Annotated in this window: 15 protein-coding genes; all 15 read left to right on the top strand. The window is 62.7% G+C overall.

Annotation, left to right across the window (positions count from 1 at the left end; genetic code table 11):
* Positions 1-2: 2 nt before the first annotated feature.
* Positions 3-770, top strand: coding sequence for a nicotinate-nucleotide adenylyltransferase (gene nadD, locus ACMRQN_RS09650; protein WP_418734805.1), 768 nt, complete (start codon positions 3-5; stop codon positions 768-770).
* Positions 771-773: 3 nt separating this feature from the next.
* Positions 774-1,427 (top strand): bis(5'-nucleosyl)-tetraphosphatase (symmetrical) YqeK, encoded by a 654-nt coding sequence (gene yqeK, locus ACMRQN_RS09645; protein WP_418734804.1) that lies wholly within the window; start codon positions 774-776, stop codon positions 1,425-1,427.
* The gene (gene rsfS, locus ACMRQN_RS09640; RefSeq protein WP_297150638.1) at positions 1,424-1,849 is read left to right on the top strand and encodes a ribosome silencing factor; all 426 of its coding nucleotides are present in this window, start codon (positions 1,424-1,426) and stop codon (positions 1,847-1,849) included. Before yqeK ends, rsfS begins: the two co-directional genes overlap by 4 nt.
* A 390-nt stretch (positions 1,850-2,239) precedes the next feature.
* Entirely contained in the window at positions 2,240-4,798 is a 2,559-nt protein-coding gene (locus ACMRQN_RS09635) for a BTAD domain-containing putative transcriptional regulator (RefSeq protein WP_418734803.1), read from the top strand.
* Positions 4,799-4,971: 173 nt separating this feature from the next.
* On the top strand, positions 4,972-7,779 hold the full coding sequence (gene secA, locus ACMRQN_RS09630) for a preprotein translocase subunit SecA (protein ID WP_418734802.1): 2,808 nt from the start codon (positions 4,972-4,974) through the stop codon (positions 7,777-7,779).
* A gap of 351 nt (positions 7,780-8,130) precedes the next feature.
* Positions 8,131-9,492 (top strand): ATP-binding protein, encoded by a 1,362-nt coding sequence (locus ACMRQN_RS09625; RefSeq protein ID WP_418734801.1) that lies wholly within the window; start codon positions 8,131-8,133, stop codon positions 9,490-9,492.
* A 120-nt stretch (positions 9,493-9,612) separates the two neighbouring features.
* Positions 9,613-10,710 carry a peptide chain release factor 2 gene (gene prfB, locus ACMRQN_RS09620; RefSeq protein ID WP_418734800.1) on the top strand — a complete coding sequence of 366 codons (1,098 nt, stop codon included), beginning with the start codon at positions 9,613-9,615 and terminating at the stop codon, positions 10,708-10,710.
* 13 nt (positions 10,711-10,723) lie between these two features.
* Positions 10,724-11,563 (top strand): transketolase, encoded by an 840-nt coding sequence (locus ACMRQN_RS09615; protein ID WP_418734799.1) that lies wholly within the window; start codon positions 10,724-10,726, stop codon positions 11,561-11,563.
* Positions 11,564-11,579: 16 nt separating this feature from the next.
* Positions 11,580-12,530: a transketolase family protein gene (locus ACMRQN_RS09610; RefSeq protein WP_418734809.1), complete on the top strand. Its 951-nt coding sequence runs from the start codon at positions 11,580-11,582 to the stop codon at positions 12,528-12,530.
* A 180-nt stretch (positions 12,531-12,710) separates the two neighbouring features.
* A complete protein-coding gene (gene ftsE / locus ACMRQN_RS09605; protein WP_276995410.1) occupies positions 12,711-13,577 on the top strand; it encodes a cell division ATP-binding protein FtsE in 867 nt (288 codons plus the stop codon).
* On the top strand, positions 13,570-14,475 hold the full coding sequence (gene ftsX / locus ACMRQN_RS09600) for a permease-like cell division protein FtsX (RefSeq protein WP_418734798.1): 906 nt from the start codon (positions 13,570-13,572) through the stop codon (positions 14,473-14,475). The genes ftsE and ftsX overlap by 8 nt, the downstream gene beginning before the upstream one ends.
* Positions 14,476-14,499: 24 nt before the next feature.
* Positions 14,500-15,783, top strand: a complete 1,284-nt coding sequence (locus tag ACMRQN_RS09595) for a S41 family peptidase (protein WP_418734797.1) — start codon at positions 14,500-14,502, stop codon at positions 15,781-15,783.
* Between the two features lie 6 nt (positions 15,784-15,789).
* Positions 15,790-18,144 (top strand): ribonuclease R family protein, encoded by a 2,355-nt coding sequence (locus ACMRQN_RS09590; RefSeq protein WP_418734796.1) that lies wholly within the window; start codon positions 15,790-15,792, stop codon positions 18,142-18,144.
* A gap of 319 nt (positions 18,145-18,463) precedes the next feature.
* The gene (locus tag ACMRQN_RS09585) at positions 18,464-19,159 is read left to right on the top strand and encodes a TetR/AcrR family transcriptional regulator (RefSeq protein ID WP_418734795.1); all 696 of its coding nucleotides are present in this window, start codon (positions 18,464-18,466) and stop codon (positions 19,157-19,159) included.
* A gap of 72 nt (positions 19,160-19,231) precedes the next feature.
* A partial coding sequence (locus ACMRQN_RS09580; protein ID WP_418734794.1) for a YDG domain-containing protein occupies positions 19,232-23,404 on the top strand: 4,173 nt, incomplete at its 3' end.

Raw genomic sequence — 23,404 nt, 5'->3', positions numbered from 1 at the left:
GCATGGGGGAGGAAACGCTGGCAAGCGAATCGAGCGTGCGCGCGCCGCTGCCCGGCCGGTGTGAGGCGCAGCCCACCCAGGCGGTCTCGCGTCCTGGTGAGGTGGCCTCGCGCCGTTCGCCCGTCGTGAGCGAGGGACTCGACAACTTGGGGGCGGACGGTGCGCCTGCCCGGCTGGGAATCATGGGCGGCACCTTCGACCCCATCCACATCGGGCATCTGGCCTGCGCTGAACAGGTGCGCGAGGCGTACGGGCTCGATGCGGTGGTGTTCATTCCCGCCGGCAGCCCCGTCTTCAAGCGCGACCGCGACGTCACGCCCGCGGACGACCGGCTTGCCATGTGCCGCCTCGCGACCGAGAGCAATCCCGCTTTCGGCGTGAGCGCGATGGAGATCGAGCGCGGTGGCGACACCTACACCGTCGACACGTTGCGCGAGCTGCGTGCGCACTATCCCGACAACGTCGAGCTCGTGTTCATCACGGGCGCCGACGCGGTCGCGAAGATCTTCCGCTGGCACGAAAGCGAGGCGGTTGCGGGGCTCGCGCGGTTCGTCGCCGTGACGCGCCCAGGGTATACGCTTGACGACGAGATGCGAGCCACCTTCGAGAAAAGTCCCTTCACAGTGGACTTTCTCGAGGTCACGGGGCTGTCGGTCTCCTCAAGCGACCTGCGTCGCCGCGTCAGCGAGGGCAAATCGATCAGATACCTCACCATGTCGCGCGTGCGCGATTACGTATGCGAGCATGGCCTGTACCGAAAGGAGCGTTAAACGGTGGGGAAGGAAAGCGGCGGCGATTTTGCCGAGGTGCTCGGCGAGGCGTTTTTCGAGCAGCGCAAGGCGGAGCTCGAGCAGCGCGTCAGCAAGAAACGCTTCACCCATGTGATGGGCGTGGTCGAGGAGGCAGAAATCCTCGCGCGGGCCTACGGGGTCGACGTGCACGAGGCCAGGCTTGCAGGCCTTTTGCACGACTGGGACAAGGCCTACGACGACGAAGAAATCCGCAAACGCGCTCGCGAGCTGGGGCTTCAGGTGAACCCATGGATTTTGGAGCACCAGCCGCGCCTTCTGCACGGCCCGACGGCCGCCGCGGCGCTCGGGCGTAAGTTCCCCGCAATCCCCGCGGGCATTCTGCAGGCAATCGAGCGCCACACCACGGGCGAGATCGATATGACGCCGCTCGATATGGTACTCTACTGTGCCGACGCGCTTGAGCCGAACCGCCGTTTCGGGCGCGTCGACGAGTTGCGCGCCCAAATCGGCTGCGTGACGCTCGAAGAGCTCTACGTCGCAGTGCTCGGGTACTGGACGATCCTCATCATCGAGCAAGGAAAGACGCTGCATCCGCGCACGGTGGAAATATGGAACGCCTACGCGGTGAAAAACGAGAAACCGTACATAAACGCAAAGCGAAAGGAGCGCAAGTGAGCGCTAACGAACAGAAAACCTCGCGAGAACTCGCGATCATCGCCGCCCAGGCGGCCGACGAGAAGAAGGCGACCGACATCCTCGTGCAGGACGTGGCGGAGCTTGTCGGCGAGACCGACTTCTTCGTGATCGTTACGGCGTCCAACAGCCGCCAGGTGAACTCGATCGTCGACGCCATCAAAGAGGACCTGCGCGACAAGGGCGGCGTGAAGCCCTTCCACATCGAGGGAACGCAGGACGGATCGTGGTCGCTGCTCGACTATGGCCAGATCGTCGTACACGTCTTCCAGCCCGAGACGCGCGAGTACTATCGCCTCGAGGAGTTGTGGAACGACGCCCCCGTGCTCGATTTGGCGAAGGAAGCGGGGCTTTGCGACGTCGAGTACTCCGACCGCATCTCGAAGCTTCTGCCCAAGAAGTAGGCAAAAACCTGGCAGAAAATCGGCGGGAACGTGGCGGGCAGGTGGCGCAACGGCGGCGCGGACGTGGCGAGCGGGCGGCAAGGGCCCAGCAGGAACCCGGCGCAAACGCGCCTAAACCGCGCCCAATCGTCCGCTGAAATGCGCTTGGCCGTGCGCTGTTTTCTTCGGTATCTTCCCAATTCGTTTTAGTTGCCTGCAGTGCGCCGACAGAAGGCGCGCTGCAGGCTTTTCGCGCTTTCGGGACCTCATGTGCCAGGGTTCTTTTCGGGACACAAAGCCGAAAAGCGCCCGTGGGTGCGAAGGTCCCTTTCGCACATACGATATGGCGGCGCCTCGGTTCGGCGCGTAGACTTGCCGACTGCGGCTTTTGCTTTTGGGAGAGGGACACCAATGTCCGACTTTCTGATGTCGTGCTCATGCAAGGGCCGCCGCCCCAAGTACGTCGCCTCTTCCGCGACCCATTCGCGCCCCCATCTCATCGCGGATCTTCTGCGCTCCCGCGATGTCGCGCGCTTCCTCGTCGCTCCCGCAGGCTTTGGCAAATCGACGGTTGCTGCGGAATATGCGCAGGTCGTCTTCTCGTTTAGGCAAACGTTCTGGGTCAACTGCGAAAGCCCGTGCTTCCTGCGCGACCTCGACGCCGGGATCATCGCATCGCGCGTGGCCGAGATCGGCGGCGCGGGCTCGCTTGTGGTGTTCGACGACCTGCCGCGCATGGATGCCTCGCGGGTCGAAGCGTTTTCCGAGGTCGTCGACGAGCTGCTCGCGGCGGGAAATGAGGTCCTCGTTACGTGCACGCCAACCTGCGACGCCTATTCCGATTTGCACCGCGACAGGGTGAAGCTCTCGGCGCGCCGCTTTCTGCTCACTGACGAGGAGATGAAGCATACTGCGCGGACGACGGATTCCCCGCATGCGAAGTGCCGCGCAGCGTGCGTCGCGTGGGGCTCGGACGATGGAAGCCGCCTTGTCACGGGCATGGCCGCCGAAGAGCCGCCCGCAAGCGTTCTGCTCGCGGCGTTTCTCATGCTCGCGATGGGGGAGGGAAGTCTCTCCGAGCTTGTCCCGCTTGTGGGCGCGCGTCATGCGAGTGAGGCGTTTTCCCTGATAGAAGAGGACTATCCGTTCCTCGGCGTCTGTGCTCGGGAAGACTCCTTCGACGCCGTTGCCATCGATGTCCCCGTGCTTGCCCAGGGCTTCTCGCGGGCGGTGGATCGGGTCGTCGACGGCTCGACGTGCGCCGACGCGAGCGAGCTTGCGGTGTGCATCGCGGCGATGCTCCTCGAACGCGGGGCGGCTGCGCGGGCATGCGCCATCGTCCGCTCTTTCGCGGCGAAGCCCGCCTGTGCGAGCTGGCTTGCTGCACACGGTGCCGACCTCCTCTCGGCGGCGTGCTTCAAGCCTGCTCACGAGCTGTTCGTTTACGCAGGAAAGAACGCGCGCCAGAACAGGATCCTCCTCGCTGCCGACGAGGCGGTGCGTTTGGCCGCGCTCGACGATGCCGCCTGTGCGCTGTTCCTCGCGCGCAAGTTCGCCTTCTCGCGTAGCATCGACCCCGAATCGCGTTCGCGGTTGCTGCTCGTTGCCTCCTGTTTGGGAGACGACGAGGACCGCCGCCGCGCGGAATCGGTGGCAGCCGAGTTCGCCGCCCGCGCCAAAGTCGGGGGCCCGATCGCTCCCGCTGCTGCGTTTTACCTCGTCGCGGCACATGTTGGCAAGGGGGTGATGCCTCTTGCGGAGGCGTGGGGCGAGCTCGCCTCGCGCGGCGCGCCCGATGGGCCGCTCGTCTTCGCCGCCGCCATGGCGTTCTGGGCTCTTGCACAGAAGAAGACGCCGGGCTTCGCGTCGCCCGAGGACGCACGCGCAGTCGAGCGCGTCGCCCTGTGGGCCTGCGACCTGGCCGCGCGCACGCCTTCTGCCGCCATGTCCTGGCAGTGCGCCTTCTTGGTGATGTCGCTTTCCCGGGCGGTTGAGGAGGGTTCCTTGCCGACGCGATTCTCGCCCGCTGCCGACGTGCTTGCGGCGGCGCGCGCCATAGAGGCTGCCCGCTTCACCGAATGTGCAGCTCACAGGCGCGATTCGCTTCGGGAGGAGCGCGCGCGGGCCGAACGTGAGCGCTCCTCGCGCGACCGTTATGAGGCCCGCCCGATCCGCTCGGAGACGCCGGGTGCGCCTGGAAGCTCGGCCCCGATCCTCTACGTGCGGCTCCTCGGCGGGCTCGACGTGCGTATCGGCGAGCAGCAAGTCGACATGCAAGCGTTCAGTAGGCAGAAAACGAAGACGCTCCTTGCGCTTCTCGTGCTCGCCCGCGGCCGCGAGCTCTCCCGCGAGCGCCTGCTGGAGACGCTTTGGCCCGACAGTCCCCACGGCTGTGCAATCAAGAACTTCTATTCGGTGTGGAGCCAGCTCAAGCGAGGGCTCGACTACGAGGGCACGTGCCCCTATCTCCTTCGCGACCAGGGTGGTGTTCGCCTTGACGCTCGGCTTCTGCGAAGCGACGTTGCCGAGCTCGATTCCATTTGCCGCGCCTTGAGTTTCGGCGAGATCGACCTCGATCGTTGGCGGGACCACCTCGAGGCGATCGACGGATCGTACTCGGGCGACCTTCTGCCAAGCGAAAGCGTCAACGACGACATCGCGGCTGCGCGCAGGCGCCTTCGCATTAACCTCGTCGACTCGCTTGTGTGCGCGTCGGGGCGGCTTTTGGAGTCAGGCGAGCCCCGCGCGGCGCTGTGGTTCGCGCGCGAGGCGGCCGGTCGCGACCGCTCTCGCGAGGACGCGTGCGCCGCGCTCATGGAGGCGCAGCTCGGTGCCGGCCAGCGCGCCGCCGCAATCGACACCTACCTCTCGTGCCGAAGGTATCTTGCAGAAGAGCTCGGCATCGACCCGTCGCCGTCGATCGTCGCCTTATACCGCAGCGCGGTAGAGGCCGAGGAGGCGCTCGAGTAGTCGATTCGCGATATTTCCCCACAACAGCATCATTTTTAAGCGAGAATCATAGCATCTGGTCGTGTAGTGGATTTCCCAGGTCCATGCAAGCCTTATGCTAGAGTACAGGAGGTTGTGTGCCGTGCTCTCGCGCGGTGCTCACGAACATAGGGCTCTTACGAAAGACGGCATACATGGGTTTCTTATCGAAGCTTCTCACGATGGGCGAGGGCAAGCAGCTCAAGCGCTACCAGGCCATCGTCGATACCATCAACGGCCTTGAGGCCTCAATCAAACCGAAAACCGACGCCGAGCTGCGCGCGTTTTCCGACTCCCTGCGCGAGCGCGCGGCTGCGGGCGAAGACACGGCCGCCCTTCTTCCCGAGGCGTTCGCCGCGGTGCGCGAGGCGTCGGTGCGCACGACGGGGCTGCGCCACTTCGACGTGCAGCTCATCGGTGGCATGGCTCTAAACGATGGGCAGATCGCCGAGATGAAGACGGGCGAAGGCAAGACGCTCGTGTCCACCCTTGCGGGCTATCTGAATGCGCTTTCGGGCGACAACGTCCACATCGTCACCGTGAACGATTATCTCGCCCGCCGCGACTCCGAGTGGATGGGCCAGATCTACCGCTTCCTCGGCATGGAGGTCGGCCTGATCCAAAATGGCATGCGCCCCGCGCAGAAGACCCCCGCCTACAAGGCCGACGTCACCTACGGCACGAACTCCGAGTTCGGCTTCGACTACCTGCGCGACAACATGGTCACGAGGGCCTCTGCCCGCGTGCAGCGCGGCCACCATTTCGCCGTCGTCGACGAGGTCGACTCGATCCTCATCGACGAGGCGCGAACGCCGCTCATCATCTCGGGCGCGGGAACGCGCGCGGCCGACACCTACAACAAGTTCGCCCGCGTCATGCCGCACCTCGTGCTCGATGAGGACTTCGAGATGGACGAGGCCAAAAAGACGATCAACGCCACCGAGGTCGGCCTTGAGAAGATCGAGTCCGCACTCGGCATCGACGACATCTACGCCGACCCGTCCGGCCTGCTCGCGAACCACCTGCAGCAAGCCTTAAAGGCGCAGTTCCTCTTCCATCGCGACGTCGATTACGTCGTCGTCGGCGGGGAAGTGAAGATCGTCGACGAGTTCACGGGCCGCATCATGGAGGGCCGCCGCTACTCCGAGGGCCTCCATCAGGCGCTCGAGGCGAAAGAGCATGTGCTCGTTCGCGAGGAGAACCAGACGCTCGCGACCATCACGCTGCAGAACTACTTCCGCCTCTACGAGAAGCTCTCGGGCATGACCGGTACCGCCATGACCGAGGACAAGGAGTTCCGCGAAATCTACAAGCTGCCGGTCGTCGCCATCCCACCGAACAGGCCCGTCGCCCGTATCGACGAGAACGACCTGGTCTATCGCACGATCGACGCGAAGTTCAACGCCGTCGCCGACGACGTTGCAGCGCGCCATGAGGCGGGTCAGCCCTGCCTGATCGGCACGGTCTCGATCGAGAGCTCCGAGCGCCTGTCCCGCCTTTTGGACAAGCGCGGCATCAAGCACGAGACTCTGAACGCGAAGAACCACGAGCGCGAGGCTCACATCATCGCGCAGGCCGGCCGCGTGGGCGCGGTGACCATCGCGACCAACATGGCAGGCCGCGGTACGGACATCCTGCTCGGCGGCAACCCCGACGTGCTCGCCGAGGACGTGCTGCGCGAGTGGGGCTTTGATCCCTCGCGCCATATCGACGACGAGCCTGCCGAGGGCGAGGAGGTCCCCGAGAACGCAGCCCCTGCGCCGTCGGATGAGAAACGCGACGAGGCACTCGTTCGTGCGCGCACCATTTGCAAACAGGAAAACGAGGAGGTGCTCGCCGCGGGCGGCCTGTGCGTCATCGGCACCGAGCGCCACGAGTCGCGCCGTATCGACAACCAGCTGCGCGGCCGTGCGGGACGCCAGGGCGACCCGGGCACGACGCAGTTCTACCTCTCGCTCGAAGACGACCTCATGCGCCTGTTCGGCGGCAACCGCATGGATTCCATCTCCAGCATGATGGAGAAGACGAACATGCCCGACGACCAGCCCATTCAGGCGTCCATGGTGTCGAAGGCGATCGAGAGCGCGCAGCGTCAGGTCGAGACGATGCACTTCGCCGCGCGTAAGAACGTCCTCGAATACGACGACGTCATGAACCTGCAGCGTAAGGTGATCTATGAGGAGCGCAACTCCATCTTGGACGGTAAGGACATGAACGGCCGCATCCCCGGCATCATCTCCGACGCTGCTTCTGCCGTGGTGGAGGAGAACTGCCCCGAGCGCGCCGCGTTCGACGACTGGGACGTGAAGGCGGTCGACACGTGGGCTGCCGGCATGACCGGCAACAACGACTTCCACGTCGCGTCGATCGAGCACGACGACGAGCCGGAAAACGTCGCCGATGCGCTCACCGAGTACCTCGAGGGCATCTACGCCGAGAAGGAGAACCTGCTTGGTGCCGATATGATGCGCAATCTGGAAAGCCAGGTCATGCTGCGCATCATCGACACGCGCTGGATGGCCCACCTTGCCGAGATGGATTACCTGAAAACCGGCATCGGCCTGCGCGCCTTCGCACAGCGCGACCCGCTCGTCGAGTACAAGAACGAGGCGTACGCCGCCTTCCAGCGCCTGACCGCCAGCATGTACGAGGACTACCTGCGTACGCTTTTGCGCCTGCAGATCGCCGTGAAGCAGGAGCCCATCCCCGAGGAGCGAAACCCGCTCGAGGGCCGTTTGAGCTACTCGAAGCCCGAGGACGCGCTCACTGAGTCCGACATCAAGGCAGCGCCGGCAGCAGCGCAGGCCTCTCAGGCCGGAGCAGCTCCCAAGCCCGCCGCGCCGAAGCCCACGACGTATGTCAAGGACAAAGACGACCCCTTCGCGAACGTCGGCCGCAACGATCCTTGCCCCTGCGGCAGCGGCAAGAAGTTCAAGAAGTGCCACGGCATGTACCAGGATTAGCGCCTACCGTTGTATAGGGCGCATCTGCTGTGAGGCGGAGGCTGCCGCCTTGCATTGGGCGCTTCGGCGTGACGCGAGATGCAGTTGCCGCCGCGCTTTCTCCAAGCTTTATTGCAAAAGGCCGTTTCCCCAGGGAAGCGGCCTTTTTCTCGTGTCTTTTGTGCACGGCTTGCCCTCGCTCAATCGCAACGAAACCGTGCCATTCGTGTATATTCGGAGCAAGTTACACCGTGCCATTCGTGTATAATATTGCACATGCTGACCGTGCCATTCGTGTATATTCGGAGCAAGTTACACCGTGCCATTCGTGCGTGAATGGCATTTTGGCATCAATTGGAGCGAGGGGTGACCATGTTCAAACGCCATGCATACGACGATCTTCTTCGCTGGAAGCGCGAGTCGAAAGGCACGCGCGCTCTGCTTTTAGAGGGTGCGCGTCGCGTTGGCAAAAGCACGCTTGCAAGGGAGTTTGCCGAAAGGGAATACGCCGCCCATCTGGTCATAGACTTCTCCGAAGTGTCCGATGACCTCAAGATGCTGTTTCGCGACTATCGTGCGGACGTGGATTCCTTCTTCATGTACCTGCAGGCGTTCACGGGCGTTTCGCTGCCGCGCCGAGATTCCCTCATCGTGTTCGACGAGGTGCAGCGCTTCCCACCTGCACGGGAGTTCATCAAGCAGCTTGTTGCGGACGGTCGGTACGACTATCTCGAAACCGGCTCGCTCATATCCATCCGGCGCAACGTGGAGGGCATCGTCATTCCTTCCGAGGAGACTGCGCTTCGCTTGAATCCGCTGAACTTCGAAGAGTTCCTTTGGGCGGAAGGTGAAGATCAGCTCGCCGCGGCCATCCGCACCTCTTTCGAGGGGAAAACCCCGCTGCCTGAGGCCATCCATCGCAAAGCGGAACGGCTTTTCCGCGAATACATGCTGGTCGGAGGCATGCCTCAGGCGGTTGATGCGTATGTTGCCGAAAAGGATTTCGGAAAAGTGGACAGGGTGAAGCGCGATATCTTGTCGCTGTACCGCGGCGACATCGAGAAGTTCGGCGGCACCGACGCGCTGCGCATCCGTCGCGTGTTCTCGACCTTGCCCGGCCAGCTGGCGCGCCATGAGAAGAAGTTTGTGCTGTCCTCGCTTGACGGCAACGCGCGCAGCAGGGACTATGCGGACGCTTTCTTCTGGCTAGCGGATGCGTGCATAAGCGCCACGTGTATCGGTGTCGATGACCCGTCGGTGGGCCTCGCGGCAACCGCCGACGAGGGAACGTTCAAGTGCTATATGGCCGACACGGGGCTTTTGATCTGCCAGCTTTTCGCCGACAATGCCGAGACCCCCCACGAGCTTTACCGCGACATCCTGCTGGGAAAACTCGAGATCAACGAGGGCATGTTCACGGAAAACGTGGTGGCGCAGCAGCTCGCCTCGAACGGGCATGGGCTGTACTTCTACTCGAAGCGCGACCGTGAGAACAGCGCAAACACCATGGAAGTCGACTTCTTGATCACGGCCGGTTACGATGACGCTGCCGGGCGCATGCGCGTCTCGCCTATTGAGGTGAAGTCGACGAAGCGCTATGGCGCGAAATCGCTCGAGAAGTTCAAAACCAAGTTCGGCTCGCGTGCGGGCCTGCGGTATATTCTGCATCCGAAACCCGTGCAGGTGGAGGGCGACCTGGTGCGCCTGCCGTTGTACATGGCGCATCTGCTGTGAGGCGGTACCGCCTGCCGCCGTCTGCCGCCGTCGCATACTGGCGTCCGTCCGCGAAGAAACTATGCACGACGCGCCCCGCCATATACGGTGGGGCGTTTTTGCTGGTAACATAAACAAGCTATGGCTGACAAAGAATTGATAGAACATATCGACATCGCCGCCCAGCGCGTTGCCGACTCGCATGCGTACCTGCACATCGACGACAAGACGGTCGAGCTGCAGAGGCTCGACGCCCAAATCGCCTCGCCGGGCTTTTGGGACGACGCGTCGCGCGCGCAAAGCGTCTCGAAGCAGGCGTCGAACTTGCGCGATGTCATCGCCGAATACGACGGCGCCTGTGCGCTGCTCGACGACGTGCGCGCGGCGGCGGAGCTCGCAGACGAAGACGAATCGTTCGCCGAGGAAGCAAAATCCCTGCTCGCGAGGCTCGATGAGGAGCTCGACGGGCTTGAAGTCTCCTCGTGGTTCTCTGGCCGCTTCGACGCGGGCGACGCTATTCTGTCGGTCAACCCGGGATCGGGCGGGCTCGAGGCGCAGGACTGGACCGAGATGCTCTACAAGATGTATCTGCACTACGCCGAGGACAAGGGCTGGAAGGTCACCGTGCTCGATGCGGTTCCCGGCGAGGGCATCGGCCTTGACAAGGCGACTATCCAGATCGAGGGGCGAAACGCCTACGGCATGCTCACAAGCGAGAACGGCGTCCACCGCCTTGTGCGTATCTCTCCGACCGACGACAAGAAGCGCCGCCACACCACGTTCGCAAGCGTGGAGGTGCTCCCCGTGCTTCCCGATGATATTGAGGTCGACTTGAACCCCGCCGACGTGCGCGTCGACGTATACCGTTCAAGTGGCCCCGGCGGGCAGTGCGTGAACACGACCGACTCCGCCGTGCGCCTGACCCATATTCCCACAGGCATCGTTGTGACCTGCCAAAACGAGAAATCGCAGCTGCAGAACAAGGAGTCTGCCTTCCGCGTGCTGCGCGCCAAGCTCTACGAAATCGAGCAGCGCAAGCGCGAGGAGCAGATTGACGAGCTGCGCGGCGAGCGGATGGAGAACTCGTTCGGAAGCCAAATCCGCAACTATGTGTTGTATCCTTACCAACTGGTGAAAGACCTGCGCAGCGGCGTGGAGACGAGCAACGTCGACGCCGTGCTCGCGGGTGATATCGAGCAATTCGTGATCGGGTATCACAAGTGGCGAGTTTCGCAATAAAGAAAGGACTGCAATGACCGACCTTACGAGTGTGGCGACAGACCTGCGCTGCGACATTCTGCGCATGATCGCAGAAGCCAAAAGTGGGCATCCGGGGGGATCGCTGTCGTGCACCGACATCTTGACGTCGCTGTACTTCGGCGGTGTGCTCAAGCACGACCCGAAAAATCCCAAGATGGAGGGTCGCGACTGGTTCTTTTTGGCAAAGGGCCACGCGGCGCCGGCGCTCTACGCCGCGCTCGCCCATGCGGGCTATTTTCCCGTTGAGGAGCTTATGACGCTTCGCAAGCTGGGAACGCGCCTGCAGGGCCATCCCGACTGCAACCTCTGCCCGGGCGTTGAGGTGTCCACGGGCTCCTTGGGCCAGGGCCTCTCCATTGCCGCAGGCACGGCGTGTGGTCTTGCGCTCGACGGCAAGGAGGGCTCGGTCTTCGCGCTTCTCGGCGACGGCGAATGCGAGGAAGGCCAGGTGTGGGAGGCAGCTATGTTCTCCGCGCACCGCAAGCTCGACAACCTCACGGCCATCATCGACCACAACGGCCTGCAGATCGACGGCAAGGTGACCGAGGTGTGCAGCCCTGAGGATCTGGGTGTGAAGTTCGAGGCGTTCGGATGGGATGTCCGCCACGTTAACGGCCACGATATCGACGCGCTCATCGAGGTGCTCACCGCCTGCAAGAACTCTCGCGACGGGAAGCCCCATGCCGTCATCGCCGAGACGGTGAAGGGCAAGGGCGTGTCGTTTATGGAGAACGAGGCTGGCTGGCACGGCAAGGCGCCGTCCGCCGAGCAGCTTGAAGCCGCGCTCGCCGAGCTTGAAGCGGCGCGTGATGAGGAGGTTTGCCGTGGTTAAGCTCGCAAGCGCCGAAATGGCCGAAAAGAAACTCGCGACTCGCGCCGCCTTCGGTGCGACGCTCGCCGAACTTGCGGAGGAGGGCGTGCCCGTCGTCGCAGTCGACGCCGACCTCACCGGTTCCACCACCACCAAGAAGTTCGCCGCTGCCGCGCCTGAGAACGCCGACAAGCTTTTCAACTGCGGTATCGCCGAGCAGAACATGATCGACGTGGCAGCTGGCCTCGCCCTTACGGGTCATGTCGCCTACACGGGGTCCTTCGCCGTGTTCGGCACCGGCCGTGCTTACGACCAGATTCGCAACACCGTGTGCTATAGCAACCTCGATGTGAAGATCTGCCCGACGCACGCGGGCGTCTCGGTCGGCCCCGACGGCGGCTCGCATCAGATGCTCGAGGACGTCTCGCTTATGCGCGGGCTGCCCAACATGCGCGTGCTCGTTCCCGCCGACTATGCCGCCGCGCGCGCTGCCATCAAGCTCGCCGCGAAGACGCCGGGTCCGGTGTACGTGCGCATGGGCCGCGCCGCTGTGCCTTGCGTCTACGATGACGACGTCGAGCTCGAGCTCGGCCGCGCCTATGTGTTGCGCGAGGGCTCCGACGCGACCGTCGTCGCCTGCGGCGTGGAAATCCGCGAAGCGCTCGCCGCGGCGGACGTGCTCGCCGAGGAAGGTGTGTCCATCGAGGTCATCGACGCATTTTCGGTGAAGCCGCTCGACGAGGACACCATCACGGCGAGCGTTGCGAAGACGGGTTGCTGCGTGGTCGCCGAGGAGCACAGCGTGCATGGCGGCCTCGGCTCCGCCGTGGCGGAGTGCCTCGCTCGCAAAAACCCCGCTCCCTGCGAGTTCGTGGGTGTGCAGGACCGCTTCGGCAAGTCCGGCGAGTTCGAGGAGCTGCTCGGCTACTTCAACCTCGACGCCGCGGCGATCGTCGAAGCCGTGAAGCGCGCCATGGGTCGCAAGTAGTTTTACAGGCGGCGGTTCCCTTACAGGGCCGATTGCGTTTCATGAAAGAAGGGCGCATCTCCGGCGGGAGGTGCGCCCTTGTGGTTTTTGCGCAAGCGTGAGCTGGGACGGTGGCGCGCGGGATGCATTACTACTAAAATTGGTCTGTCTCAGTACATCACTATTCGAACGGAGCAAACTGTGACAGATGTTTCCAGCCGCGGGAACGCCTCGCGTCCCGCTGCCCAGTCGGGCGCACCGCGCCCGCGTTCGAGGGCGGGGGCTCACAGCCGTCAGGCTCAGGCCACCCAGCAGCTCTCCCAGTCGCTTCCCGTGCTCGATGTCGCGGACACGCCTCAGCAAACGTCGTCTCCCGTCATCACCTTCGACCACGTCACGAAGATCTACCCGGCGCAGCCGAATAAGCCGGCACTTTCCGACATCTCCCTGCAGATCTACGCAGGTGAGTTCATCTTCCTCGTCGGCCATTCGGGATCCGGCAAGACCACGTTCATCCGCATGCTGATCCACGAGGTCACGCCTACGGAAGGCCACATCTACATCGCGAACGAGGATCTGACGACCATGCGCAACTGGCGCGTGCCGTACCTGCGTCGCAACATCGGCTGCGTGTTCCAGGACTTCAAGCTTCTGCCGAACAAGACGGTCTTCGAGAACGTCGCCTTCGCGCTTGAGGTCATTGGTAAGTCGCGCCACGTCATCAAGACGCAGGTGCCCGAGGTGCTTCGCCTCGTCGGCCTGCAGGACAAGCTGAACAAGCGCCCCGACCAGCTCTCCGGCGGCGAGCAGCAGCGCGTCTCCATCGCGCGCGCCATCGTGAACCGCCCGCCGCTGCTCATCTGCGACGAGCCCACGGGCAATCTCGACCCGCAAACCTCGCGCGGCATCATGGACCTGCTCGAGCGCATCAACCGCACGGGCACCACAGTGCTCGTGGCCACCCACGACCGCGAGATGGTCGACAACATGCGCCGTCGCGTCATCGCGCTCGATCGCGGCCGCCTTACTCGCGACCAGGACAGGGGGGTGTACGGTTTCGATGCGTAGTCTCGGTTACTTCTTTAAAGAGTCGCTGCACGGGTTCACGCGCAACCTCTCCACCACCTTGGGTTCCATCATCACGATCTTCCTCTCGCTGCTCATCATCGGCATCTTCCTCGTGGGCGGTGTCGTGGTGAACAACGTCATGTCGTCGGTCGAGAACGAGGTCGGCATCTCGGCCTTCATCTCCGATGACGCCTCGCAGTCCGATATCGACAAGGTCGAGGACTTCATCCGCGGCATCGACGGCGTCGCATCGGTCGACTTCACCACGAAGGACCAGGCGCTCGAGAACTTCAAGGCCACGTCGAACTCCGACATCATCGACGCGCTCGACGGACAGAACCCGCTGCCCGCCTCCATCGAGGTCGAGCTTTCAGACCCGAAGCTCGTCGAGGATGTGGCGAGCCAAATCGAGCAGAACTCCACGTTCGCTTCTATCTGCGGCTACGATTCGCCTTCCGAGTCGCTTAAGTACGGCCAGAAGTCGGTCGCGCAGCTCTTCCAGCTGACGACCTATGTCCGCTATATCGGCATTGCGCTCATCGTGCTGCTCATCTTCATCGCGCTCGTGTTCATCAACAATACGATTCGTCTGGCCATCCTTGCGCGCCGCAAGGAAATCGCTATCATGCGCCTCGTCGGTGCGTCGAACGGCTTCATCCGCGGGCCCTTCCTCATGGAAGGCTCGCTGCACGCAATCATCGGCTCGCTGTTCGCAGTCGGCGTGCTCGAGCTTTTGCGCAACCTGGCGCTGCCGAAGCTCGCGGGTGCGCTCAAGTTCCTCGCGATCGACGTGAACGCCGGCACCTTCGCGATCATCTACGTTGCACTCGTGATCGCGGGCCTGATCATCGGCCTGTTCGGTTCGGCGCTTGCAATGCGCCGCTACCTCAAGGTGTAGAAAGCGCGAACGAGATAGATTCCCATGGCGAAGCACGGTGATACCAAGCAGCGCGCGGCGATGGCCGAGCGCGAGCACAGGCGAAACAAGCGCATCTTGCGCCTGCTGTGCTTCGTCGTGGCCATTGCCGTGGCCTTCGTCGCCGGGTTCGCCTTGCGCAGCCAGGACCAGTTCCTTGCCTCGCTCGGGTTCTCCATCCCCGGCGTCCAGAAAGTCGGCACCCAGGCGACGGATGTGAAGAAGTCCCCCTACGATTCCATTTCCGCTCGCTTGAGCGAAGTCGAGGACGTCCTCGCGAAGAGCGACCTCAACGGCTACGACCTCGACGAGGCGACCAAGGAGGTCTTCAAGGGCTTCTCGAACGCATGCGACGACAAGTACTTCGAGTACCTTGATCCGTCGCGCTATGCGTCCTTCGTGAAGGACAGCTCCGACGGTGCCTACAACGGCGTCGGCGTCCTGTTCTCGGACTACAACGGCCGCGCCCTCGTTTCCGATGTGTTCTCGGGCTCCGCTGCCGAGGCGGCCGGCGTCCAGCAGGGCGACGTGCTGATCGGCATCGACGGCGACACCTCGCACGACTGGTCGGTCACCGAGGCTATTAGCGGCCTTTCTCGCAACGCTGGCGAGACGGTCGTGGTCACGTGGATGCGGCCCTCTTCGGTCGGTGCCGAGACGGGCACGTCCTACACCACCGCGCTCACGTGCTCTTCGTACAAGGAACAAAACGTCACATACTCGCTCGACGGCACAGTCGGCTACATCAGGGTGCGCCAGATCACGCAGGATACCTCCGACAACGTCTCCGCAGCGCTCGCTGACCTGATCGAGCAGGGGGCGACGTCGTTCGTCATGGATCTGCGCGACAACCCAGGCGGCTATCTCACGCAAGCGGTCGATGTGGCGAACCTCTTCATCAAGACGGGCGTCGTCGTCGAGGTGCAGACTTCCACGGGAACTTCCCCGAAGTCCGCTTCCGGGAAAACGGTAACTGATCTGCCCCTTGTCGTGCTCACGAACGGCTATACCTCAGGTGCTGCCGAGGTGCTCGCCGCTGCGCTTCAGGATAACCAGCGCGCCACCATTGTCGGTGAGACCACGATCGGCAAGGGTTCCGTGCAGGTCGTGCACGAGCTTTCGTTCGGCGGGGCGATCCGCTACACCGCTGGCTACTACAAAAGCCCGCTCGGCCACGACATCGACGGCGTCGGCGTGATTCCCGACATCGCCATCTCCTCAAGCGAAGGCGGCACCGACCCGCAGCTCGTTCTCGCCGTCGAGACCGCGCAAAACAAGGAGAAAGCCTAGAGGCGCATGCCCCGTTCCAAGAACCACACGCGACGGGTCGCTCGCTCGCGCCCGCGTGGCATCATGCAATTGAATCCTGAAGGCTACGGCTTCGTCCACACGTCAGAAGGCGAATTCTTCGTTCCTCACGCCAAGCCCGGAGGCGCCTTCGACGGCGATCTGGTCGAGGTTGCCCCGCTGCCTGCGAATGCCTCGAAGGGCCGCTCGCGAGAAGGTTCTGGCAGCGGTCGCTATGGTCGCAAGCGGGCTGCGCGCGTCGTCTCGGTGATCGAGCGCGCCCATGAGGTCGTCGTCGGCAGGTTCGAGGCGGCCGAGCCATTCGGCGTCGTCGTGCCGCTCGACCCGCATATCCCCTACGATATCTTCACCCAGCTCTCCGAGGCCCCCGATGTGGAAGACGGCGCAATCGTCCGCGTTCGTATCGCGCAGTTTCCCTCCCGCAATTCCGCGGCGACGGGGCATATCGAGGAAGTGCTCGAGCATGTCGACGGGCTCGACGAGGGGGTTGATGCCGTCGTTGCCCGCCATAAGTTCGAGACGACGTTCTCCGACGCTGCGCTCGCGGAGGCGCGCGGTGCCTCAATCGACGAGGTTGGGGCGCTTGCGTCGGGCTATCGCGACTTGCGCGAGCGTTTCGTGTTCACCATCGACCCTGATGACGCGCGAGATTTCGACGACGCGCTCTCCATCGAGCAGGTGAAAGACCAGGGCCGCTCGCTCTGGCGTATCGGCGTGCACATCGCCGACGTCTCGCATTACGTGGAATGGGGGAGCGCGCTCGATCTGGCCGCGCGGCGCCGTGCCGCGAGCGTGTATTTGGTCGATCGGGTGATCCCGATGATTCCCGAGGAGCTCTCGTGCGGGCTGTGCTCGCTCGCCCCGGGCCAGGTGCGTCGCTCCATGACAGTCGATTTGTATGTCGACGAGCGGGCGCAGCTTGCGCGCTATGAGATTTATCCTGCCCTCATCTGCTCGAACGCGCGCCTGACCTACGGCGAGGCGCTCGAAATGCTCGAAGGGGAAGGCGAACCTGTGACATTTGAGGGCGGGAAGCATACTCCGTGCTCAGACAGTCCTGCTTTGGAGAACAGCCCACTGGGCTGTTCTCGTTGTGCGGGACTGCGCGCGGAGCACGCTTCCCGCCCTCATTCGGAGATTGAAGACCAACCCGTCGCTGTCGAAGGGCTCTATCACGCTACGGTTCCCGAGAATGCGGGGCATACCCCACGCCCTCAGGGGCCTCAGGGAAGCCGTTGCGATAATGCGAGCGGGTTTGAGCCAGTAGCAATTCCCGAGAATGCGAGGCGTGCTCCGCGCGCAGTTCCGCAGCGCAGCGAGGACTGTTTGAGCACGGAGTATGCCCCGCGTTCTCGGGAACAACGGGAGACCCTCATTCAACCTCGTCTTCGCCAGCTCTCGCGCCTCGCCTCGCTTCGACATGCGCAGCGCGAGCGCAAGGGCGGCATCGACTTCGACCAGCCCGAGGCGCGCGTCAAGCTCGATGAGGCGGGAAAGCCGCAGGGCGTGGAGCTTCGTCGGAAGAATGCTGCGACATCGCTTGTCGAGGAGATGATGATCTGGGCAAACGAGGTCGTCGCCGAGCATCTTTCCTGTGCGAAGTTCCCCTGCGCCTATCGCGTTCACGAGGCGCCCGACCTGGAGGGGCTTGCGCAGCTCGTGCCCATCTTCGAAGAGTTCCCCTGGTTCGAGAAGATCGATTCCGTGGGTTTCTTCACTGGGAGCCAGCACGCGCTCCAGCAGGCGGTTTCCGCATCGCGTGGGCGCGCCGAGGGCGAGCTTGTGTCGTCGCTCGTATTGCGCTCGATGAAGCGCGCGGTCTATCGCGAGAAGAATTGCGGCCACTATGGCCTTGCGAGTGCGACGTACTGCCATTTCACGAGCCCCATCAGACGCTATCCCGATCTTATGGTGCACCGCATGCTGAAAGCCGAGCTCTTCGGGCGCCCCGAGAAGTTCGACCAGATGACGACGAACCTCGGCTGGATCTGCGAGCACTCGTCGGGGATGGAGCGCGAGGCGGACGACGCGCAGCGCGAGTCCGAGGAGCTCAAGTTGGCGGAGTACCTGCAGCGGTTCGTGGGACAGTCGTTTTCCGCCATCGTGTCAGGCGTCTCACAGGGCGGTCTGTACGCGCGGCTCGAGAACACGGCGGAGGGCTTCATCCCTGTTCGCACGCTTGGCGACGACTATTTCAGCTTCGACGCGGCGCGCTACACGCTCACGGGCGAGGAAACGGGCGCGCGCTACCGGCTCGGGCAGCGCATAGCTGTGGTCCTCTTCGCGGTCGATCCCCGCGTTCCCCAAATCGACCTGCGGCTCGCGCAGGGCTCAAGGCGATAGGCCAGGGTGTCCCCCACTAGGGGCTTTGCGTTGATATCCGCGCCCTCGAAGGCGCGTAGGGTTCGAGACGATAGACCAGGGCGTCCGCAGCGGCGCCCTTCTTCTTTTCCGCGATGCCGGCAAGCATGTTCTTGCGAAGGCTTCGCCTGCATCTTGCTTGTTGCAACGCATGTCGAAGAACTTTCTTCGCGCGCGGTCATTTCCCGAAGTTTTCTCTTGCGGTCCTCCGTAAAACAATGCAAAATAGCAATTGCAATCGCAAGTGGACTCCAAACACGAGGACTCCCAGCAAGGAGCCTCCCAAAAAGGAGGTGATGACGTGGCGAGGGGAAAACAGGCCAGCGGACTTTTGACCCAGCAGAAAGTGCTGCGCGCGGCAGTGGCGCTCTTTCTGGAGAAAGGCTACGCCAAGACCACGACCGCCGAAATCGCAGCAGCGGCGGGTATCAGGCAGAGTTCCTTTTTCCATGTCTTCCCCAGCAAAGAAGCGCTTCTTCTCGAATTGGTGCGCCGCATGTTCGGAGGGCAGTTTGACCTGGCCGAACAGCACAACAACGGGCAAGAACCGGTCTTCTTGTACGCGGTGGAGACGGCTTTGCAGCTGCATATCGCGGAACTGACCGAGCCCTTGCGCGAGCTCTATGTCATGGCCTATACGCTGCCGACGACGTCGGATTATCTTTATCGCACCACGTCAAAGCGGCTGCAGGTCATCTTCTCGGACTATCTGCCCGACGCGCAGCCTAAGGATTTCTTCGAGATGGAAATCGCGTCCGGAAGCATCATGCGCGGCTTCATGTCCGTGCCGTGCGACCCGTATTTCACGGTGGACGCCAAGATCCGGCGCTTTCTCGACTGCTCGCTCAAGCTCTACGACGTGCCCCAGGCGAAGCGCGAATGCATCATCGAAGCGATTCTCCGCATGGATTTGCGCTCTATGGCGGAAGGCATCATCCGGAAAACTATCCAGCAGGCTGAAGCGGGGTTCGAAGCGCTCATAGCCGAAACCGAGTAACGCCCCGCCGAGGGCGGCTCGGCCAGATCGTCAGACATGACCACGTTCGTCATTCATGAGAAAGGTTCGCCCATGAAGAAGAAAACCCTGATCATGCTCCTCACATCGATACTCTGTATCGCGCTGCTGCCGGCGGTGGCCCACGCGGCGACCCCGGACGTTTGGGACGGCAGCACCGCCTCGAGCCTTACGGGCGGCGGAAAGAGCGAGGACGACCCGTACCTCATATCTACGGGCGCGGAGCTTAAGCTGCTGGCGGACAACTCCCGCGCGACGGGGCTTGGCAGCTGCTACGTGAAGCTCACGAACGACATCGTCTTGAACGACGGCACGTTCGACAAGAGCGGCGCGTTCACGAAACGGGGGGCTACGACAACGTCGCAGCCCAACGAATGGCTTCCGATGGGCGAGGCTAGCTGGCACATCGACGGTGACGGCCATTCAATTTCGGGCATGTACATCAAGTGCAACGAAGCGAAGGTTGGCTTGATCGGCAGGATTGCAGGTAGCGGATACATTCGGGACCTTACCATTAAGGACAGCTACGTCGCCTCATCTCAAGCGCCGCAGAGTTACAAAGGTTATATCGGTGTATTCGTAGGACAAAGCAGTAGGACGTCTTTTACCAACTGCGTCGGGGAGAACAATATCGCCGTTACGGATAACTGTTATCTCACCGGCGGTATCGTTGGCTGGTCCTATGGCGGCGACAGTTTCAACGTCGTGCATGTCTCAGGGTCCATTCAGGGCTCGGGAAAACTTGCCGGCATCGCGGGACGCGCGAATCGCGCTACCTTCAAGAACTGCTGGAACGAGATGGGCATCGACAATGCTAGCTCTTACCAATCAATCACCCAAAGCGGCGGCATTGTTGCCCTGGCGGACAGCTCCGAATTCTACAACTGCGCGAACCTGGGGTACCTTCATGGCGGTAGCCGCATCGGCGGCATTGCCGGTGAGGCTCCCGGCAAGATGAAGAACTGCTACACCACAAGCGATATCTCTGGCATCAAAGAGTATGGAAGCCGGAACTATGTGGCGACCCTTGCTGGTATGAATAGCCAGAACGTGGCCGTGCAGGGCTGCTACGCCGAGGACGGTTCGGGCCTTTACGACATCGGTGCAGAAGGCGAGGGCTCATACGTCCCGCACTTCACGGGCAAAGGCAACCTCGGCGGCGGGAGCGATGGGGAACTCCTCGCTGCGCTCAACGAGAACCTCTACAGCATGGATGCTGAACCGAACCTGAACAAGTGGGTGCTGAACAGCGACGGCTATCCGATTCCCACAGGCGAGACGTTCGTTGACGACACGGTGTATTACGACATCTGGCTTGACGGCGTGCGCGTGAGCGAGCGAAACGAAGCCGATATCCTCGGCGACGGGCTCGCGACCTATGATAAGGCCACGAACACTCTCTTCCTGCATGACGGCATTGTTGTGACCGCCGCGTACAATCAAAAACTGCTCTACTCCGAGGGCGACATCAACCTGTGCGTCGACGGCGATGTGAAGTTTCAGTCTTCCCAGAACGTCGGCACGGGCCCGTGCATCATCGACCTGGGTTCTGCGGGCGGAAGTGGCAACCTCAAGATATACGCGCCCGAGGGTACTTCGGCAACCGTTACGGTGACCGGCAAATACGCGGAGTACGGCATCGACGTGTCCTCGCTTACGCTCGAGGGCGACGTCTCGCTGAAGGTCAGCGCCGACAGCGCCTTTGCCTTCTGCAACACGATGACCTTCACCTCGCCGCAGGCGATGCTCGACGCCGTTTCGCGGGGCGACCGTTCTGCGATGCTGAATCCCGTCCAAACCATCAATCTTCCCAGCTCGAATGCCCAAAAGCTCTATGAGGACCAGGGTATGGGCCTCGTGCAGGTAGACGCCTTCACGACGTCTCGCAAGGTGGATGGTTATCCTTATCCGGTTGACCGGATGTACCCCCATATCCGCATCGCCCCTGTGGTGAGCGAGCTTGTGGACAGTCTGCCCGATTCCTTCACCGTCTCGATGACCGATGCCAACGAGGAGAGCAGCCTCGCCGCTTGGGTGCTGGGCGAAATCCGAAAGATCGAGGGCATCACCGAAGATAACAGCTCGGTTGTCGTGAGCGATGTGCAAGCTGCTACTGCGGGTACCTTCGCAAGCCAAGATGGGGAAGCGGGCAGCTTCACGGCGACCGTCACGCTGCAGATGGGCGGCGCCAGCATGACCAAGGTTATCCCCGGCACGATCGAGCCTGCGGCCTATGCGCCTCCCGTCATCACGACGGGAATCAAGGCCGGCACGGTGGATGCGGAAACTGGTCTTTTCGTCGAAGCGACAGATGCGACCTTCACCTGCGGTGATGGGGTCGTCTTCGCGGTCAGCTACGAAGCGGACGGCGTGCCTGTCAAGGACCTTCAGGGTTCCGTCTCGTGCTACGCAGACAAGGGCCTCGCCTGGAGCGAGGCGAACGGCTGCTACCTCACTCCGACCGAGCCCGCCGACTGCTTCACCTTCGAGAAGGCTGCCCGCTACGAGGTGATTTTCAGGTTCCTCGCGACAGAGGAATACGGGGCGCAGGTTGGCAGCATCGACATCGACGTCGTGAGGCGCACCCTCGCGCCCTCGGATTTCACGTTCGCGGCACCAAGTGACCTTGCCTACGACGGGAGCGCTAAGGTTGCAAGCTTCGAGTTCTCAGGTAAACTTTCCTGCGACGGAGCGCAGACCGTAAGCTACCTTAGCGACGGTGTCGCGGTAAGCGAAGCGGTCGATCCGGGCACCTATGCCGTGCAGCTCGACGTTCAGGAGTGCGACAGCTACAATGCCGCCACGCTCACCGATCCGAGCTGGACGTTCACGATCGGCCCCAAGCAGCTGAGTGACCTGGACTTCTCCGATATCACCGTCGTGAAGGTCTACGACGGCACCACGGACGCGGGTATCCTTGAAGGCACTGTCGGCTTCACGGGGAAGTGCGGCGATGACGACGTCTCGATCGTGGCGACCCCCGGCCCTTATGCCGAGGGCGATGTCGACGCTGGCACGGGCAAGACCGTGACGCTCGAGCTTTCCTTGGCGGGAGCCGATGCCAGCAAGTACACGCTTGCATCTTCGAGTGCCACGTTCGATCACGCTAAGATCATCAAGGCGCAGCTTTCTGCATCTTCCTTCGTTGACCCGGCCATTCAGGTCATCTGGCGCGGCGAGGGCTACGGTCCGATCTCCGGCACGCTGACGGCGAACGATTTCTTCGCGGAAGGCGAGGTGCCTGATGGTGCGAAGATCGTGGCGGCCGGCAAGGCAACTTCCGAGACCGTTCTCGACAGTGTGAGCGTTGCCGACGATGGAACGCTCAGCTATTCGAAGGCAGCGAGCTCTGAGAGTGCGTTCAAGACGAGCGGCTACGACGTCGCCATCGAGGCCAAAAACTACAGGGGCTCCGCGCCGCTTACCGTGCGCCAGTTGGCTCGTGCGGGATTCGATGAGGCGTCCTATGTCTCGACCTGGGTTTACGGCGAGGTTGTCGACTTCATGAAGACGCTGGACAACCCTGGGGCGAACTTCAGCTGGACCTGGACAAGCAGCGACCCCGACGTGCTCGCGGTTGTCGGTCAGTTCGATTCGGGTGGCAACTCGACCGTGGCGTTCAAGGCGAACGGGGAAGGGCATGCACGCATCGACGTGACGTATCTGTCCGATACCGTGGGCGGGACGACCGAGCCTGCGACGTCCGATGACGCCAATGCCGCCATCAGCGGCAACGTTGTCAAGCGCTCCCTCGAGCCTCAGCCCAGCAGCGCGAGGATCACGATCGGCGATGCGCTCCCCGATATTGCCGTGACCTATCTCGATTTCGTTCGCGATGGCAAGGTATACTCCGCTTTCGCTGACGGCGATTCGGCGGATGAGGTGCTCGAGAACGCTTATGACTACCAGTTGATCGACGCCGACGGCAACGTGGTGAGCGCCGAAGAGGCGTGCAACAAGGCAGGAGCCTACCGAATCGTCCCGATTGCCAAGATCAGAGTGGACGAGAACAACTGGGGCAGCAAGTACGAGCTTATCGGCGGAGCCGAAGGCGCGCTCGAGGTGTTCTACCCGCCTGCGCCGCATTTCACCGACGTTGACTACAACTCCTGGTACGCGCCCGGCGTGGAGTTCGTCGCGAGCCGCGGCCTTATGACGGGGTACGAGGGCACCACGGTCTTCGGCGTTGGCAATGCGCTCACCCGCGGCGAGCTCGCCACGATCCTC

This window comes from Ellagibacter sp. (assembly GCF_048412355.1).
Classification (GTDB): domain Bacteria; phylum Actinomycetota; class Coriobacteriia; order Coriobacteriales; family Eggerthellaceae; genus Ellagibacter.
Note: the sequence above shows the minus strand (reverse complement) of the source record. Positions and strands in the feature narration are given on the sequence as shown.

Excerpts from the sequence above, each read along its gene's own strand:
- nadD (WP_418734805.1), top strand. The coding sequence starts at position 3 with ATGGGGGAGGAAACGCTGGCAAGCGAATCGAGCGTGCGCGCGCCGCTG.
- ACMRQN_RS09635 (WP_418734803.1), top strand. The coding sequence starts at position 2,240 with ATGTCCGACTTTCTGATGTCGTGCTCATGCAAGGGCCGCCGCCCCAAG.
- secA (WP_418734802.1), top strand. The coding sequence starts at position 4,972 with ATGGGTTTCTTATCGAAGCTTCTCACGATGGGCGAGGGCAAGCAGCTC.
- ACMRQN_RS09625 (WP_418734801.1), top strand. The coding sequence starts at position 8,131 with ATGTTCAAACGCCATGCATACGACGATCTTCTTCGCTGGAAGCGCGAG.
- prfB (WP_418734800.1), top strand. The coding sequence starts at position 9,613 with ATGGCTGACAAAGAATTGATAGAACATATCGACATCGCCGCCCAGCGC.
- ACMRQN_RS09615 (WP_418734799.1), top strand. The coding sequence starts at position 10,724 with ATGACCGACCTTACGAGTGTGGCGACAGACCTGCGCTGCGACATTCTG.
- ACMRQN_RS09610 (WP_418734809.1), top strand. The coding sequence starts at position 11,580 with ATGGCCGAAAAGAAACTCGCGACTCGCGCCGCCTTCGGTGCGACGCTC.
- ftsX (WP_418734798.1), top strand. The coding sequence starts at position 13,570 with ATGCGTAGTCTCGGTTACTTCTTTAAAGAGTCGCTGCACGGGTTCACG.
- ACMRQN_RS09595 (WP_418734797.1), top strand. The coding sequence starts at position 14,500 with ATGGCGAAGCACGGTGATACCAAGCAGCGCGCGGCGATGGCCGAGCGC.
- ACMRQN_RS09590 (WP_418734796.1), top strand. The coding sequence starts at position 15,790 with ATGCCCCGTTCCAAGAACCACACGCGACGGGTCGCTCGCTCGCGCCCG.